The 16701-nt window shown below is 56.0% G+C and carries 13 protein-coding genes; all 13 read right to left on the minus strand.

Going from position 1 to position 16701, the window contains the following annotated elements:
* Positions 1–60: 60 nt before the first annotated feature.
* The 13 genes from HPY71_15905 to HPY71_15965 all read right to left on the minus strand — a co-directional run bounded on the left by HPY71_15905 (position 61) and on the right by HPY71_15965 (position 16503).
* Positions 61–1071, minus strand: coding sequence for a zinc-dependent alcohol dehydrogenase family protein (locus HPY71_15905; protein ID NPV54972.1), 1011 nt, complete (start codon positions 1069–1071; stop codon positions 61–63).
* 233 nt (positions 1072–1304) lie between these two features.
* The gene (locus HPY71_15910) at positions 1305–2348 is read right to left on the minus strand and encodes an NAD(P)-dependent alcohol dehydrogenase (GenBank protein NPV54973.1); all 1044 of its coding nucleotides are present in this window, start codon (positions 2346–2348) and stop codon (positions 1305–1307) included.
* Positions 2349–2683: 335 nt separating this feature from the next.
* Positions 2684–3814, minus strand: a complete 1131-nt coding sequence (locus HPY71_15915) for an alcohol dehydrogenase catalytic domain-containing protein (protein ID NPV54974.1) — start codon at positions 3812–3814, stop codon at positions 2684–2686.
* Positions 3815–3856: 42 nt separating this feature from the next.
* Positions 3857–4591 carry a carbohydrate ABC transporter permease gene (locus HPY71_15920; GenBank protein ID NPV54975.1) on the minus strand — a complete coding sequence of 245 codons (735 nt, stop codon included), beginning with the start codon at positions 4589–4591 and terminating at the stop codon, positions 3857–3859.
* A gap of 120 nt (positions 4592–4711) precedes the next feature.
* Entirely contained in the window at positions 4712–5605 is an 894-nt protein-coding gene (locus tag HPY71_15925) for a sugar ABC transporter permease (GenBank protein NPV54976.1), read from the minus strand.
* A 196-nt stretch (positions 5606–5801) separates the two neighbouring features.
* Positions 5802–7223 (minus strand): sugar ABC transporter substrate-binding protein, encoded by a 1422-nt coding sequence (locus tag HPY71_15930; protein ID NPV54977.1) that lies wholly within the window; start codon positions 7221–7223, stop codon positions 5802–5804.
* Between the two features lie 224 nt (positions 7224–7447).
* Positions 7448–8281, minus strand: a complete 834-nt coding sequence (locus HPY71_15935) for a DeoR/GlpR transcriptional regulator (GenBank protein NPV54978.1) — start codon at positions 8279–8281, stop codon at positions 7448–7450.
* Positions 8282–8757: 476 nt separating this feature from the next.
* Entirely contained in the window at positions 8758–9399 is a 642-nt protein-coding gene (locus HPY71_15940) for an L-ribulose-5-phosphate 4-epimerase (protein ID NPV54979.1), read from the minus strand.
* 4 nt (positions 9400–9403) lie between these two features.
* The gene (locus HPY71_15945) at positions 9404–10900 is read right to left on the minus strand and encodes a sn-glycerol-1-phosphate dehydrogenase (GenBank protein NPV54980.1); all 1497 of its coding nucleotides are present in this window, start codon (positions 10898–10900) and stop codon (positions 9404–9406) included.
* 131 nt (positions 10901–11031) lie between these two features.
* Complete coding sequence (locus HPY71_15950) at positions 11032–12702, minus strand: ribulokinase (protein NPV54981.1); 1671 nt, start codon at positions 12700–12702, stop codon at positions 11032–11034.
* Positions 12703–12890: 188 nt separating this feature from the next.
* Positions 12891–13763, minus strand: a complete 873-nt coding sequence (locus HPY71_15955; GenBank protein NPV54982.1) for a sugar phosphate isomerase/epimerase — start codon at positions 13761–13763, stop codon at positions 12891–12893.
* A gap of 210 nt (positions 13764–13973) precedes the next feature.
* Positions 13974–15260 (minus strand): hypothetical protein, encoded by a 1287-nt coding sequence (locus HPY71_15960; protein ID NPV54983.1) that lies wholly within the window; start codon positions 15258–15260, stop codon positions 13974–13976.
* Positions 15261–15549: 289 nt separating this feature from the next.
* Entirely contained in the window at positions 15550–16503 is a 954-nt protein-coding gene (locus tag HPY71_15965; GenBank protein NPV54984.1) for a substrate-binding domain-containing protein, read from the minus strand.
* Between the last annotated feature and the right edge of the window lie 198 nt (positions 16504–16701).

The raw sequence follows: 16701 nt of genomic DNA on the forward strand, positions 1-16701 counted from the left end.
CCTAACTCAACCATCTATGCACATCTATCTATGCGCATCTATCTATCCACATCTATGCATCTATGGAGTCACAATGAGCTTCATGTCGGCCCGGCCGCTCGCCATGAGCTCCAGAGCCGTCGGGAACTCAGGCAGCGGGAATACGCCGCCAATGAGCGGGTCAACCTTGATGTACCCGCTCTCCATCATGCGCAGGGCGGCCAGGTATGTCTTCTTGATGGCAAAGGAGCCTATTATCTCGAGATCTCGCTTGTAGATCTCAAAGGGGCTTATGCTTATCCTTCCCTCCGGAGGGCAGACTCCAAAGATCAACAGCTTGCCGCTATTCTTAACGTACTGAATAGCGTTCTCAACCACCTTGGGCACGCCGGTGGCATCGATAACGAGATCGTAACCACGGGGCTCCACATCCCGCAGGGCCTTTGTGAGATCAGGATCATCCCCCTTGAAGGTGTTGCGCGCACCAAGCGATCTCGCGATCTCGAGCCTGCCGGGCTTCAGGTCCACAACGTCTACCGCCGAGGCCCCTGCCTTGAGGGCCACCTGCAAGTGCAGCAGGCCTATAGGCCCGGAACCAAATATCAAAACCGAATCCCCTATGGACATCCGCGCCCTCTCGTGGCCATAGATCACGCAGGCGAGCGGCTCCACAAAGGCGGCATGTTTTAAGTCCTTGAGCGTGGTTTTAAACAGGTTGGCCTCGGGGACCGCGACGAATTCGGCGAAGGCGCCCGCCACGGTGTTTCCAAGGCCATTCCAGTTCTCACAGTGATTCTGTTTGTTCTGAACGCAGAAATAGCAGTTCTCGCAGAATAGCGACGGATCCACCGCCACGGCATCGCCGGGCTTCACCCTCGTCACCCCGGCGCCAACCTGCTCCACAATGCCCGCGAGCTCGTGCCCGGGGATAATGGGATAGGGGGATATGAATTCCCCCTTAAAAATATGCACATCCGTGCCGCACACCCCGCACGCCTTGACCCGCACGAGCGCCTCATTGGGCTTGGGCATCGGAGTCGGGACTTCCTTCATTTCCAGATCGTTAGGTTTATTTATAACTGCCGCCAGCACAACTATCTCCCCCTGTAATCTTGGTAAAGTATTCATAGCCCGCCCCGATCCCAATCCCCATACCAATTTCCGGTTTCTGACCACCCGCCGGCACCAAGGGACTACGGGACTGCGGGACAGGGTATTCGGGACATCCACGAATTCCGGCGCACCGGGTAATGTTTGCCTCGGCAAAGTTATCCGGGCTTACGGTAACGACCCGTTCTACGGGTTGTCTACGGGTTGACTATAGTCTACGGGTTGACTATAACCTTTATGGCCTCGTTCTTCTTAGTATCCGCCAGATCAAGGGCCTCTTGCGTCCTTTCAAGCGGGAAATGGTGGGTGATCATGCTCTTGAGGTCGATCTTACCCGCTGAGACCATGTCTATTGCCTTCCGGTAGACATTCGCATACCTGAAGATCCCAAGCACATCAAGCTCCTTACTCGATACCTCCACTACATTATAATCCACCATGTCCTTTGCGGAAAGCCCTATAAAGACCACCTTACCGCCCCTCTTCGCGATCTTGGTGGTCATTTGTATCGTCGGGATGGCCCCGGCAGCCTCAAAGACCAGGTCCGCTCCCCCGCCGCCCACAGCGTCGAGCACCTTTTCAATAGCCTGCGTATCCCTGGAATCTATTACAAAGTCAGCCCCAAGCTTTCTCGCCATGTTGAGCCTGAAATCGCTTATATCCAGCACCACTACAGGGCTCGCACCATAGGCCTTCGCCGCCTGCAGCGTCACAAGGCCGATGGGCCCGGCTCCCAGCACCACAGCGCTGAGCCCGGGCTTCACCCCTGCTCGCTCGGATGCATATACCCCCACGGCGAGCGGCTCGATCAGGGCTCCCTCATCAAACGATACATTATCGGGCAGCTTAAATGCAAAGTCCTCGGGGAAGGTCACATACTCCACAAAAGCCCCGTCAACGGGCGGGGTGGCCATGAACACAACATCGGGGCAAAGGTTGTACCTGCCCGTCTTGCAAAATACACATTTCCTGCAGGGAATGCCGGGCTCCAGGCTCACCCTGTCGCCAACCCTCAGGGAACTCACGCCCTCACCGACCTCCGCCACCTCACCCGATGATTCGTGCCCGAGGATGATCGGCTTCTCGACCACATAGGCGCCTATCCTGCCATGCCTGTAATAGTGGATATCAGACCCGCAGACACCCACCGATTTGATACGCACCAGGACCTCACCAGGCCCGGGCGAAGGCCTGTCGAGCTCCTCGATCTTGATCACACCCGGCCGCTCGAGGACGGCGGCTTTCATCTTTCTCTCCATAACTACAATAATAACACCGCAACAGGCATGCCCTATCCCCACGACACTGGCGCCGGCACTGCAAGTTGCGGCTTGCCTCCTTTCTCTCTATATAGTATTCACGAAAAGTATTCACTAAGCACTCAACACGCCAAATAGCCAAGACGGGCAGTAGACATGGTGCCGCCCCATCCCCAATCCACCGGGCTATCCGGGGCATCTGGGTCATCTAAACCATCCAGGCCACCAGGGTCAGCCGGGCTATTTAGGCCATCTAGGTTATCCAGGTTATCCGAGTTATCCAAGCCCTACCACGTCCTACCAGAAACTCTATCATAGCCTACCACCGCAGGCGACTAACGGGGCACCACAACCACCTTTATTGCACCAGATTTATCTTTCTCCGTCAACATCTCAAATCCCTTCTCTATTTCATCAAGGGATATCTCATGAGTTATAACATGGCTAAATAGGAGCTTGTGCGCATCCAGCATCTCGAGGGCGATCTCAAACTCCGGTCTCTGCCTGAAATACCCGTAACTATTGGAGCCTATAATCCGGACCTCCTTGGCCATAACTTCAAATGCCGGTACCAGCTGCAGATCTGTGGCGATTCCGAGCAGCGCCACGCGGCCCAACCTCTCCACGCGCGGGATTAAATCCCTCAGGACCTGGGCACCGCCACCCACACATTGGAAAACTACATCAAACCGCTTCGCACCACCAGCATTGCCGCAAGGCCGGGCTCCGCCGCCATTATCATGGCTTCCAGCGCCTGCCTCACCATAACCTGAGACATCATTAGAAACACCGTCCCGTGAAGAGTCTCTCCTGGAGTTTACCGCGCATACCGCGCCCATGGAGGTAGCCTTCCTCAGATTGCGGTCATGGTGCCCGACGATGGAGATATCACGGACCCGCATGACATTGAGAACGCCGATTATGCATAATGCCACCGGGCCATCGCCATATACGAGGACCCTATCGGATACTCTGACGTCGGTGACATTTACCGCATGCACAGCAACCGCCAGAGGGTCGAGGAGCGATGCCAGGGTGAAGGCAAGTCCCTCGGGGAGGCGGTAAAGCTTATTAACCGGGGCCACGGTGTATTCGGCGAAGCCGCCAGGGTAGGCTATACCAACGTGCTTCAATGATTCACACAGGTAATAGTACCCGGTCCTGCAATAAACGCACTCCCCGCAAGTGGTCAGGGGTTCGATACCAACCCGGTCACCTTCAGCTATAGCCGCCCCGCCCCATCGGCCATCTCCCGCTATCTCAGTGACAACGCCTGCATTCTCATGCCCGAGGATATGGCCTACAGCGTCCGGGAGAACGGGGTGCTCGCCGCGGATAATATGAAGGTCGGACCCACAAATCCCGGCCGCGCCCACCTTCACGCGGGCCCATCCCTCAGGAATCTCAGGAAGGGGGACCTCTCTGATTTCAAAGCGCCCGTTACCTGCGAAAATAGCTGCTTTCAACTCATATACCCCCTCGTCTATCTCCGGCTTCTGGCTCCCTTCTCACTTGATGGCGCCCATGGTGAGCCCTCTCACGAGGTATTTCCTGATTAGAAGCGCAGCCGCCAGTATCGGTACGAATATAAGAGTGCCCATGCTCATTACCTGTCCCCAGAGAATCCCGCGCATCGTCATCAGACGAGCGGCTACGACGGGAAGTGTCTGGCTATCAGCTGCTGTATAGAGCACCGCAAAGGCGTAATCGTTCCATGAGAACATTATCGACAAGATGGCCGTTACAAGCAAGCCCGGAGTTACCAGCGGGAGGGCCACCCGGTAGAAGGCCTGGAATGGACTGCATCCATCAACAAGGGCGGCCTCCTCAACCTCGCGCGGGATCTCCCTGAAGAAGCCCATCATAAGCCATATAGCAAATGGCAGATTGAAGGTCGTGTGCGCCACGATCAATGCCTTGATCGTGTTGAGAATGTGGAGGCTCCGGAAAATGATATAGAGAGGCAAGATTATCGCGGCGATTGGGGCCATACGCGTGGTTATGATCCAGAACGCAATCTGGTTTTTCATCCTCATCCTCCCACGCGCTAATGCATAGCCACCCAATGACCCAAGGACCATCGCGATAAAAGTCGAGGCAAAAGCCGCTACAGCGCTGTTTTTCACATACTTGAGGATACCTTCGTGGAACATGAAAGTATAATTCATTAAAGTGGGTCTAAAGAGGAATTTAGGAGGCATATTAAACATATTCTCCTCTGTCTTAAACGAGGCTAAAACCATCCAGATGATGGGGAGCCAGGTCCAGATCAAAAAAATCGTTATGAATGCAACAAGCGCCACCTGGCCCCAGGCGATGTCGCGCTTTGCCGTTGGCACTCTGCGAGAACCCTCCAAATCTGATCACCCCTTATCTTCCATTGAAAAGAATTTCACAAAGAAGTTACCCAGAATAATGCTGACAACCAACAGGGTAAGTCCGAGGGCGGACGCGTAGCCTATGTTAAACTGCCTAAAGCCCTGCTCAAATATTCTGATCGCCAGGATCTTGGTGGCATCGGCCGGGCCCCCGCTCGTGGTTATCATGATCTGATCATAGAAGCGCACAAGGTCCATCGTCCGGATCAAAAGCGCTACAACCAGCACGGGCTTTAACATCGGAAAGGTTATATATACTAGCCGCTGCCAGTAAGTGGCTCCATCTATGGATGCAGCCTCGTAAACGTCCTGGGGCAAGGCTTGAAGCCCGGCGATGGTTATGAGCGCGATAAGGGGGGTCCACTCCCAGGTGTCCATTATAATGACCGCCGGGAGTGCAGTCCTCAGATCCCCAAAGACGCTGATCCCCCTCAAAAAGCCAAGTTGCCGCAAGAAATATGTAAATATCCCGTAGCTATCATGGAGCAAGAAGCGCCAGAGGAGGCCCACCAGGACCGGCGCCAGAAACATGGGCGCGATTATAAGGGTAGTTATGAGGCCCTGGCCGCGCCCTAGCCGCTCAATAGCTAGAGAAATGCCCACGCCAAGGGTTAGTTGCAGGGCAAGTGCGATGATATAGTATTTTATGGTTACTACCCAGGAAACCCCGACGCCGGGATCAGATAACATACGCAGCCAGTTACCAAACCCTATAAAAGTAGAGGGCTGGCCTGGCAGCATTGAAAACCTCATGAAGCTCATCCAGATCATGTAAAAGAACGGATAAAGGCTAATGATGGCTAACACAACGATGCTGGGCAAAAGCATCCAGGTTTCCGTAGGCACCCTGCCGCTACGGCGGGCTGAAGCTGCGCTCAAATTCATTCCCTCCAAACCAGGTATCAAAATCGGCCGAGCCGCCCCCACGATAAAAAGCCGGCCCTTGCAGGGCCATCGTATGTGCCTATCCGGGAAGGGCACATACGATGGCCCCCATCCTGTAGGCCCGGCACAGATCACTACCCGGGTTTAAGTTGCTGGTTTAAGTTGCTACCGCCTTAAATTACTGTTATCGTTACTTTTTCATCTTAGCCCAGCCGGTTATCTTGTCGATCTGGGCAGCTGCATCCTTCATAGCCTGCTCAGGCGTTTTCTTGCCCGCCAGCATGTAAGACAGCTCGGTGAACACGACTGTATTAACCTCAAGCCATTTGGGAGTCTTGGGGCGCAGGAAGATATTCTCGGGTTTCCAGGCCTCCTGTACGGCTTTTAGAGACTCCATTACAGGATGCTTTTTCTGCTTGATCCACTGCTGGACCTCAGGATCATTATAAACCGAATACCTCGTCGGCGTAGAGCCGCTCAAGAGGAGTTTCTTCTGCACCTCGGGGCTTGTCGCCCATACGATAAATAGCCAAGCAGCTTTCTGCTCCTTCTCGGGGGCGTAGGAGTTAATGGAGATATTCGTTCCCCCCCAGATATTCTTGCTGCCGTTGGGCCCATGAGGCAGGATGGTCCATCCAACCTTTCCGGCGACCTTGGAACGCTTGGGGTCTTCAAACATGGCTGCGAACTCGTGCCACTCAGGGCACATGGCTATCTCGCCGGCAGCGAAGGCTTCAGCGAGGCCGCTCCAATCCCATGATGTGCTGCCTGGATGCGCAATGCTTAACAGCTTCTTGTAGAACTTCGCGGCCTCAATGGCCTGTGGCGAATCGAGGAGGCACTTACCAGGGAGATCGGTGCCATAGGTCGCTACCTTCGGGTTGGAGAAGTAGGACCCGCCAAAGGCAGATAACACGTTGCTGAAGTCACACTGGAGGGAATCATACATCAAGGCCTGGTGCCCGGTGCCGTATTTAACCTCTTTCACATTCTTATTGATCCAGTCGGCGATTTCATAGTACTGTTCCCAGCTGAGATTCGGGCCGGGCGTCCAATCATAGCCCTTATCCTTCTTAAATGCATCGCGATATTTATCGAAGATGTCCTTTCGATAAGCCCATATCATGGTTGGGCAGTCATACGGAATCGCAAGGAGACGGTCAGGGTCGATCATGTAGCCGCCGGCGATTAATTCTGTCTTAATGAAGTCGTTAAGCCCCTTGGGCAAAGCCGGCAGAGTTGGATCATTCATAAATTTTCTCATATCAGCGAAGTGGCCATACAATGGGGCTAATATCTGGTAAGGATCCGCGTAAATCAGCTCTATGTCGCCCGCGCCAGCGGAGAAGTCCATCAGGACCTTGGCAACCACGTCTTCAAGGCGGGTCTGAGTGATTTCCACTTTGATCCCTGTTTTCTTTTCAAACTCACCGATGATCGCTTTGATGGCAGCCGTAGGGGGGGTATCCTCGGATAGTAAATGTAGGGTGATGTTGTCGTTTGCAAACTGGCGCCACTTCTGTTCCTCCGTCATGGCGGCCGCTACGCTCCAGGTAGCAAGCAAGCATACCAGGATTGTAACCGAGAGACAAATATGCCATCGACTTTTCACTCAAGATTCCTCCCTCGCTTGACTACAGTTGGTTTGCTTTATGCAATACAAAAGTAATACCATTCTGTCCTTGGAATATAGTCTTAATCGTCTCACGCCTTACATCTGGATATAGAACGAAGAGGAAAACTTCAGGTTCTTTGCCTCATTGCTTACCCTGTAACCACCCCTTTGCTGGATCATCGTTTCTGTTAGGTCTCTTTACTGGGTCTCCAAGGCCCCTCCTAGCGCCTTAGATACCCTCTCTGCTCGGCCCTGCCGCCCTCTCGGCCGGCGATGATAACCTCGCATCCCTCCTTCTCCACGCCGGCGATCACATTTGGCGGCACCCCGTCATCCGTGATCCATCGCGTAATCGCGGATACGGGGCAGATAAAACATGATAAAACCTTCCCGACCTTGCTCGAATCCGCCACCAGGATGACCTCGCGGCCGGCGTTGGCCATGACCCGTTTGATCGTGGCCTGCTCCATCCTGCCATCAGTAAGGCCATCCTTGACCGAGACCCCGAGAGACGAGAGGAAAACCTTGTCCGGACGCACCTCGGCGATGGTTCTCTCAGCTATCACGCCACTTGATGAGAATGACTCGTCGGTGAACCCGCCCGTAGTGACCACCAGGATCCCGCGCTTACCGCATAACTCGGCCGCGACCTTGATATCGTTAGTGATGACGGTAACGTTATGCCTCCCCTCAAGGTGCCTTGCGATCTGGAGGGTCGTGGTGCCCGAGTCCAGGATGACGGTATCGCCATCCTCGATCATATCGGCCGCCACCATGCCTATGATATCCTTCCTCTCACTGGCAAGGGCCGTGCGCGTATTATAATTTACATACTTGGCCTCCAGCGGGCTCACGGTCATAATCGTGGCGCCTCCATAGACGCGCCTCAAGTAGCCCTTGGATTCCAGGAAGGTTAAATCCCTCCGCAAGGTGTTTGCCGAGACCCCGAGACTCCGCGCCAGTGTAAGAACATCAATCGTGCCCTTTTCCTTTAAAGCTTCCAAGATAGCCAGTTGTCTTTCAAATGGCAACACGGAAAGCTGTCCTACTTTCATCGAATTGTCAATGGCAGCGAATTACCAGTGACAATTTCACTTTACTCTCTCATAGATATAATTCGATATACTTACGAAAATTCCTCCTAGAGTCGACCAAACTTTTTCTTAAACTACAAATAATCACCATCTATCACCACAAGTTCCCCGGAACCCTCGCCAGATCAGTGTGCTATAGATATTTGCCAATTGGTAAGCGTATCAGAATGGCAACAGAGTTGTCATGATAAGGCGGGCAGGTGGCAAACATCTTGCCACTCTTCTGCCGCGAGGTGGTAAGATGCTTAGCACCATCATCGGTGGATCATGGTAGGGTGGTAAAAAAGTTGTCAGAGTAGGCACCGAGGTAGCAAATGACTCGCCACCCCGGCATAAGAAGTGAAAAGATACTTCCCATACTCAACGTGTAGGTGGCAATTAGCTTCCCAGCTTAGCACGCGAAGTGGAAAAATACTTGCCACTAGGGCTCGCTGGGCTCATTGCCCGTATTTCTCAATGTACTGCCGGTGCCCCCGTTCGACCTCCTCAGGAGGTATCTCATCCGGCTGGCCGAGCTGGAGGGCCAGGTGGACGGTGCGGGCTATATCCTCAGCCATCACGGCCGCCTTCAGGGCGGCCGCAGGCGTTGGGCCGACCGTGAAAACACCGTGATTCTTCATGAGGATGGCTGGGCTCTTGCCGATCGACTCGACGATGACCTGGCCGATCTCCTCGCCCCCTATCTTTGCGTAACGGCCAACGGGGATCGGGCCGCCGAACTCGTCAGCCATAGCCGTAAGGTAAACAGGAATCGGCCGGCCAAGGGCGGCAAAGGCCGTAGCGTAGGGCGAATGTGTATGGACAATCCCACCGACCTCCGGCATGTGCCTGTATACATAAAGGTGGGTCGACGTGTCAACAGAGGGCTTGAGACGGCCCTCAATTACTTCGCCATCCAGGTTCACCACAACCATATCCTCGGGTTTCAGGTCCTCATACCTCACCCCGCTCGGTTTGATCACGACATAGCCCGTTTCACGGTCGCGGCCGCTCACGTTGCCGCTTGTCATAGTAACGAGGCCGTTTTTGGGCAGTTCCAGATTCATCCTCCAGACTTCTTCTCGCAGCTTTTCCAGCATCCTGCTACGAACCTCCCTGACTTCTCTTGTATGCTCTGGCACTCGCGATCTCATCCAGGAATCCCAGCAAATCCGCAAAATCCAGGACCGTAAATCTCATCCTCAAGTCTTTCGCATTCGCCAGGGCCTCCCAGACCCAGTCGCTGCTGAAACCTATAGCCTCCGGCGTGGCGGGCGCGCCCGCCTGCTCCAGGGCATCCCTCACCCGATCAGCACCAGGGACGATCTCCCTCAGAGTGTCGCGTATTTCATCCCACCGGGCCAGGACTTCGCGCAGCTTCTTCTCCCTCTCCTCCCAGGGGAGATACTTGCCGGCCGTCTCAATGATAGCCTCCCCGGCCATAGGGCCATAAAAGCGCCGTATCCGCGCCTCTCGCTCCTCCCGCGATGGGTGCCTCCTTTTCAGGTCGGCAAGATCGATCCCCCGGGGATCGCGCCCCAGGATATCGTCGTAAACCCCGGCAATGAGGATTGTGGCCACGCCTACCTTAGTGCCGTGGAAGGGCTGGGGCCGCCCCTCACGAAGGCTCTTCAGCTCCCAGTAATGTGAAAGATGGTGCTCCGCGCCCGAAGCGGGACGCGAGTTGCCCACCATGAGCATGGCGATCCCCGACCATATCAGCCCCTCGGTCAAGCTCTTGATGGCACCCTTGGTGTGCGTCCCAATCTCAGAACCCCTCTCCATACATTCAAGGGCAATGGACCTGGCAAGGTCCGCTGCGAGTTCACAGTAATACTCACCATTGACCAGCCTTGCCAGAACCCAATCCGCACCTGCCATGAGTTTCCCGAGCAGGTCGCCGAATCCGGCCGCCACCATATTAGAGGGCGCCCGCGAAAGGACGCCAAGATCGGCAAAAACCGCCAGCGGGGGAGCTGCCGGCAAGGTCCTCTTGAAGCCGCCTAGAAGGAGCGCGGCTACCGACGAAGTATAGCCATCCATCGATGGGGCCGTAGGGACGCTGATATACGGGCAGCCGGCTTTGAAGCTGGCATACTTCACGATATCATTGATAGTTCCCGAACCGACCGCAACGGCAAACGTCTTACGGACCGCGGCCGATCCCGCCACCCCGGCTGCCGGTTCGGGCGACTTAGACAACGCCACGTCAGATTCAGACCCAGAACCCGAAAGCCGGGCGAGGACGCTTCCTATCGCCTCCTCATCCGCCTCGAGTACGCCCTGGACACAACGCCCATTCCCACCATCTTCACCGAGGACGAGGACCTCGACGTCGCAACCGGCGCCCTCGAGGGCGCTCCTTGCGGCATCCCCTGCGGCCGCGTATGTATTCCGGTCCGCCACAAGGACCGCCCTCGAACCACCCGCCGTGATCCCGGGGCCAGGGCGGGCAACAAACTCGCTCCTGGCGAACTCGCGCATGCGGGCCATCGCGTCATCCCCTACAACCACCTGGCGTATGGGCACGTGGTGCTCCCTACCGCAGGTGCAGCGAAATGACCTGCCTAAAAGGTCCATGTCCATATGTCCCAGTTCCATCTATTCGTTCCATACCTCTCATGTCTCTGAATTCGACCGCCGAATCCGTGTCGCCCAATGGATCGACGAGTAACTGAATCGAGTGAATCGACGATTAAACGGACCCGCGGGCCATGCCAGCCTCTTGAATCTCACCCCACGACCTCGGCCTTTATCGCCTTCAGGACCTTCATGACATCATTGGCTCCCCGCCCGAAATAATCATGGAGCTTGCGGTACTCAGCAAAGAGCTTCTGATATACCTCGTGATTTGCCATATCAGGCTTGAAGACCCCATCCTTCAAATGGGCCATGTACCTCGCAGCATCCACTATATCATCGTAGCCCCCTGCGGCCTCGCCCGCCGCCACGGCTCCAAACATGGCCGCGCCTAGAGCAGGGGTCTGGGATGACGCGGATACCTTGATCTCCTTGCCCGTAACATCTGCATAGATGTGCATGAGGAGCTTATTCTTCTCAGGCAACCCGCCGCACGCGTAGAGCTCCTTTATCGGCAAGCCCTTTTCCTCGAAAGCCCTTATTATCGTCGCCGTCCCAAACGCCGTGGCCTCGATCAGGGCCCGGTATATCTCCTCGGGCTTCGTCGCAAGCGTGCACCCGATAAGCAGCCCCGTCAGGTCGGCGTCAACGAGAATCGATCTATTCCCATTCCACCAGTCCAGCGCCATGACCCCGCTCTCACCTGGGCGGAGCGCCCTGGCCTTCTCCTCGAATAGCTCGTGGATGTTCATGCCGCGAGCGCGGGCCTCCTGCTCATACCGCTCGGGCACGCAATTTTCGATGAACCAGGCGAAGATGTCACCGACTGCCGACTGGCCGGCTTCATATCCGTAGAATCCGGGCAGGATGCCGTCCTCGACCACCCCGCACATGCCCTCGACGATCTTGAGTTCCTCCCCCACGACCATATGGCAGATGGAGGTCCCCATGACCATAACCATCTTATTGGGTTCGACCACTGTCGCTGCCGGGACCGCCACATGCGCATCAACATTAGCCACCGCAACCGCGGTCCCGGGGATAAGCCCCGTCATCTGGGCCATCCTGGGGGTTATGCCCCCCGCCCTGGTCCCCAGCGGCAGGATCGTGCGGGACATCTTCTCGTCTATAACATGCTCAAGCCTCGGGTCCAGGGCCTTGAAAAAGTCATTGCCCGGGAACCCTTCCCCCTTGCTCCATATCGCCTTATAGCCCGCAGTGCACGAGTTGCGCGTCTCAACCCCGGTGAGCTGCCAGACCACCCAGTCAGCAGCCTCGATGAAACGGTCCGCAGCCTGGTATATTTCAGGTGCCTCATCTAATATCTGCCATACCTTCGGGAAGAACCATTCAGAGGATATCTTGCCGCCGTAGCGGGCGAGGAACCCCTCCCCCCGCTCGCGGGCTATGGCGTTCAGCTTGTTGGCCTCTGGCTGGGCCGCGTGGTGCTTCCATAGCTTGACCCATGCATGGGGGTTGCTCTTGAACCGCTCGTCAAAGCATAGCGGCGTCCCATCCTTGTAAGCGGGAAGCATGGTGCAGGAGGTGAAGTCAATGCCAACCCCGATGACATCGCGGGGATCAACACCGGCCTCCTTGAGGACCGCGGGTATGGTAACCTCGAATGTCCTCAAATAATCCGCGGGGTCCTGCAGGGCGAAATCCGGGGGAAGCTTGGTTTTGCCGTCCGGCAGGATCTCATCGATCACGCCGTTTGAGTATTTGTAGACAGCCGTCGCAATCTCCTGGCCGGTCGCGACATCCACAAGGACCGCCCGGCCCGATTCCGTCCCGAAATCTACGCCAATGGAATACTTGCTCAAAGCCTTCACCCCACCGTCAAAAAATGATCATAACCACTATATTCAAAACATACTTCGCCATGAGTCTCCCAATTCCTCTAGCCCAGGTTCATCCTGGCTGGGATATTCGCGATGTAGGCCTGAGGCCTAGCGGGGGCATCTGTCCCGCCAGACCTCCATTTCGCCCTCCTCCGTTTCGCCCTCTTCCGTTAGTTGAGGAATCGTCCCGCGATCTTTGCCTCCTCCCTCAGGAACCGGAGCCCGTAGGCGAGCTCTGCATCGAGCTTTTCTGCGGGAATCCTGCCCTGCCGTGCATCATAGGGCGAAGCCCCCCTGGGCAGCGGCTCGCACGAGATTCCACCCTCGTAATCGATCTCCATGAGCGATCTCAGAATCTCCCTCCATGGCATGGTCCCCATGCCGGGGGCCTCCCGCGTATTGTCCGCGACATGCAGGTGCTGGAGCCAGTAACGGCCAGCCCTGCGAATCGCCGCCGGGATCCCATCCCCCTCCTCGATCTGCATGTGGAAGGTATCCCCCATCGTCCTGATCGCGGGGGAGTTGATCTCCTTCGCCATCCTGATTGCATCACCGATCGAGTAAACCACGCCGACTTCATAGCGGTTGATCGGCTCAATGGTAAGAAGTATCCCGGCCTGCTCGGCGTAGGCCGCTGCGCTGGCAAGCGCCTCCACTGCGCGCCTCCAATCCTCTTCCCTTGAAACAAAATAGGCCGGCTGCCCAACGAGCCCGGGAACAACCAGCACGCTGCGGCCGCCGACACCACAGGCAAGGTCCACGCACGCCTTGACGTAATCGACCGCCTTTGCCCGCTCGGCGGCGTCGGGATGGCAGAGAGCCCTCAAGTCCGACGGGTCGGGACCGGGATGCATCCCGCATATCGACTGGACCCTCAGCCCCAAATCGCCCATGATCTTGTTGACCTCATCCACCCGGTAGATCTCGGGCTCCCCTACAAGCTCGATACCATCGAAGCCGATCCGGGCCACCCTCGCCGCGACCTCGCTCAGGCTGCAATTCCCGAATATCCAGTTGTTTACGTAGATCCCGATATTCTTCATCCGCCCAACACCCCCGTTATTAATGTCATATAAAGGTTATATATGGCCGGTATGAAGCTTAGCTGGTATCCAGCTGCGGTCGTAGCTAAAGTTGTAACTACAGCTATAGTTGTGGCTGCATTGCATATCATAAGCGCATATTGCATATCATAAGTGCATATAGAAAAGCTGAGCCTGGCGATTTGTCAGACCCAGCAATCCCACCCATCCTTACACCCCAGCCCGTGAAGGCATATCAGGGTTGCCCGGGCCGAAATGCTTCAGCATGACCAGCTCCTCGCAGTCGCTGGCGTTTGCTATTCTCACCCCTGCCTGCGCTGCCTCGACCGTTACGAAGAGCTCGTCATTGGTGAGCTCCCCGAACCTGATCAGCGCTGGGGTTTCGACCTTCATCTTACCCACGGTGCCATGGCCCTGGAGCATTATAAGCCCGTATGCCGCGCTATCCTTTATTACAACACTCCTGCCGGGAAGCACGGTCAACTCCTTCGCGCTGAAGTATTCGGAGCCATACGAAACCCAGTACTCCGTATACCCCTGCCCCCTCATCTCCTCGACAGGCTTGACGGGTAGAGGCTCCCTGTAGTGCTTCCTCGAGAAGTCCGGGTCGACATTGCCCTCCCAGTCGAGCATGCCCACGATATAATCGAGGTCGTGCGCAAGCTCAGGCGGGACGTCCTTGACAAGGAGGTCCCACGCCACCGGCCTGCCCTCTACAAGGGACTGGAACATCCCAAAAACATCGCTCGCCCGCTGGGGCTCATATGTAACCAGCGAGCCAGGAGCATGCAGAATCCCGGCGGGCACGGACCAACCCGTCCCGGGTTTGAGCCTGTATGCCTGGGAGTGATATAGGATTCCGTTATCCCCTTCATTCCACCTCTTGAGGCACTTTATTATATCATCCTTGGTCGTCTCGGGCCGGAGGCCAAAGAATGTATACGGGAAGTTGTTCCCGGTGAAATTGAGCTGCCTCGGGAAGTAATACGACTCGGGCTTGCCCTGCCGGCCGACCCTGGCCGCATGCTCATCCATCTGGTGCATGTGGTGCGGGATGGGTCCCATATTATCAAAGAACTTGGCGAGCACCTGCCACCCACCGTGTTTCTCCATGATATCCTTGCCCAGGAACCTGTCCCCCAGGAGGTCGATGGCCTCCTTCAAGAGGATCTTCCTGGCAGCCCCGGCAGCGCCCTCGACCCGGGTCCCGGCCCCGACCCCGCTGGCAACACCATCCCCGGCCCCGATCACGATGTAGCTCAACCCCTCGTCCTCGGGGGTTCCCGGCCCGTTATCCGCCTTGGTCGTTGACGCAAGCCACCTCTCGTCTATCCCGCCCCTGTGGGCGCCGAGCGCATAGAGGTCCTTCGGGTCCAGCTTGAGCCTCCCCCCGGGCATCATAAACGAGCGCGGCACCCAGGCCGGCGCGAGGCGAACCACCCCGCCGCCTGCATCGAGGGCGTTTTCAAGAAGCTTAACTTTTTCAGTGGTGTTCATGATCCATTTCCCCTTTGCCACAAGGTTGTTATACCAAATTGCACTAGAATTGTATAATGCTATTATATCATGTCGCCATTACCGAAGTCTATGCTATAGCCAGCATCCCATCAACATCATGCTATAAACATCACGCCCCAACCATCATCGCGCCACAATCATAACACAGGGCGGGTACGCCCGCCCTGCAATCGAACACTTACTACCCGAATTCCGCCCCTGAAATCTGGACTCGACGCCGGATATCCTGAAGTCCGGAGCTAAAATGCCCGGCTCGACCCAGCCCCACCTATTTCAGGCGCTTTTCAGCGTCATCGAGGTTGGCTTTGGTTATCACTTTGGGCTGGATCCATATTGTCTTGGATGAAGGGGCCTTCCCGGTTCTCAGGTACTCAACCAGAATATCAAGCGCCGTAGCTGCCTGCTTCCCGGGGAACTGCTCGATTGTGCCGTTCAGCGTCCCATCCTCGACGGCATTAAGCGCATCCTCAATGGCATCGAAGCCCATGGTTATTACCTTCTTGCCGCCCGCTCGCGCCTTCAACGCCTCGAGGGCGCCAAGAATCATGTCATCGTTATGCGCAAACACGGCATCGAAGTCCTTGCCGCTCTGGATGATGTTCTCCATCAGGTTCATCCCGTCGGCCCTGCGGAAGTCTGCAGGCTGTCTGAAGACGACCTTGATATTGGGGAACTCATTCTTGAGCACTTCATTGAACCCCTTACCGCGATCCCTGGCCGGCGAAGAGCCCGGCGTGCCCTCGATCTCCACTACATTCCCCTTCCCGTTCAGCAGCTTTCCTATGTACCTGGCCGCCTGGCGTCCACCCTCGACATTATCGGCGCCCACATGGACCAGGATATCAAGGCCGGACCCCTCGATGCGACGGTCGACGGTAGCGACGGGTATCTTTGCCCTGTTAAGGTCCTCCACGGCGGGGATCAGGGCCTTGACTTCTATTGGAACCAGAAGGACTGCATCTACCTTCTTAACTATGAGGTCTTCGATATCAGACATCTGCTTTGATGTCTTATTCTCGGCGTCCACGGTGATTATCTTCACATTTCCGAGCTTCCTCGCCTCAGCCTCGACGGCTCCCTTCAGAAAGCTAAACCAGGTGAAGCTCAGGCTGGGTACAGACAAACCTATGGTAAGTTCCTTGGGTGCCGCCAAACTCCCGGTGCCGAGGAGACCTACGAAGAGAACCCCAATAACCAGAGCGAGCATTATCCTTCTTACCATTGTTATAAACCTCCCATCTCAATAATACATGGATTTTGAAGGCGTCGGCATATCCTAGTCCACTGCAAACCAACCTCACGCAAGACCGCTATGTCTCACTTGGAACCCGAACCCTGCTTAGAATCCTAACGTTAAGGTGTTAGCACTGTATCGCTATTGCGGCATCACCCCCCTTTCGCTGGCCGTTCCCTGTCCCAC

The organism is Bacillota bacterium (assembly GCA_013178125.1).
Taxonomy (GTDB): Bacteria; Bacillota; SHA-98; order Ch115; family JABLXJ01; genus JABLXL01.

Excerpts from the sequence above, each read along its gene's own strand:
- HPY71_15910 (NPV54973.1), bottom strand. The coding sequence starts at position 2,348 with ATGGAGAGAAAGATGAAAGCCGCCGTCCTCGAGCGGCCGGGTGTGATC.
- HPY71_15920 (NPV54975.1), bottom strand. The coding sequence starts at position 4,591 with ATGGTTTTAGCCTCGTTTAAGACAGAGGAGAATATGTTTAATATGCCT.
- HPY71_15935 (NPV54978.1), bottom strand. The coding sequence starts at position 8,281 with ATGAAAGTAGGACAGCTTTCCGTGTTGCCATTTGAAAGACAACTGGCT.
- HPY71_15940 (NPV54979.1), bottom strand. The coding sequence starts at position 9,399 with ATGCTGGAAAAGCTGCGAGAAGAAGTCTGGAGGATGAATCTGGAACTG.
- HPY71_15945 (NPV54980.1), bottom strand. The coding sequence starts at position 10,900 with ATGGAACTGGGACATATGGACATGGACCTTTTAGGCAGGTCATTTCGC.
- HPY71_15955 (NPV54982.1), bottom strand. The coding sequence starts at position 13,763 with ATGAAGAATATCGGGATCTACGTAAACAACTGGATATTCGGGAATTGC.
- HPY71_15960 (NPV54983.1), bottom strand. The coding sequence starts at position 15,260 with ATGAACACCACTGAAAAAGTTAAGCTTCTTGAAAACGCCCTCGATGCA.
- HPY71_15965 (NPV54984.1), bottom strand. The coding sequence starts at position 16,503 with ATGGTAAGAAGGATAATGCTCGCTCTGGTTATTGGGGTTCTCTTCGTA.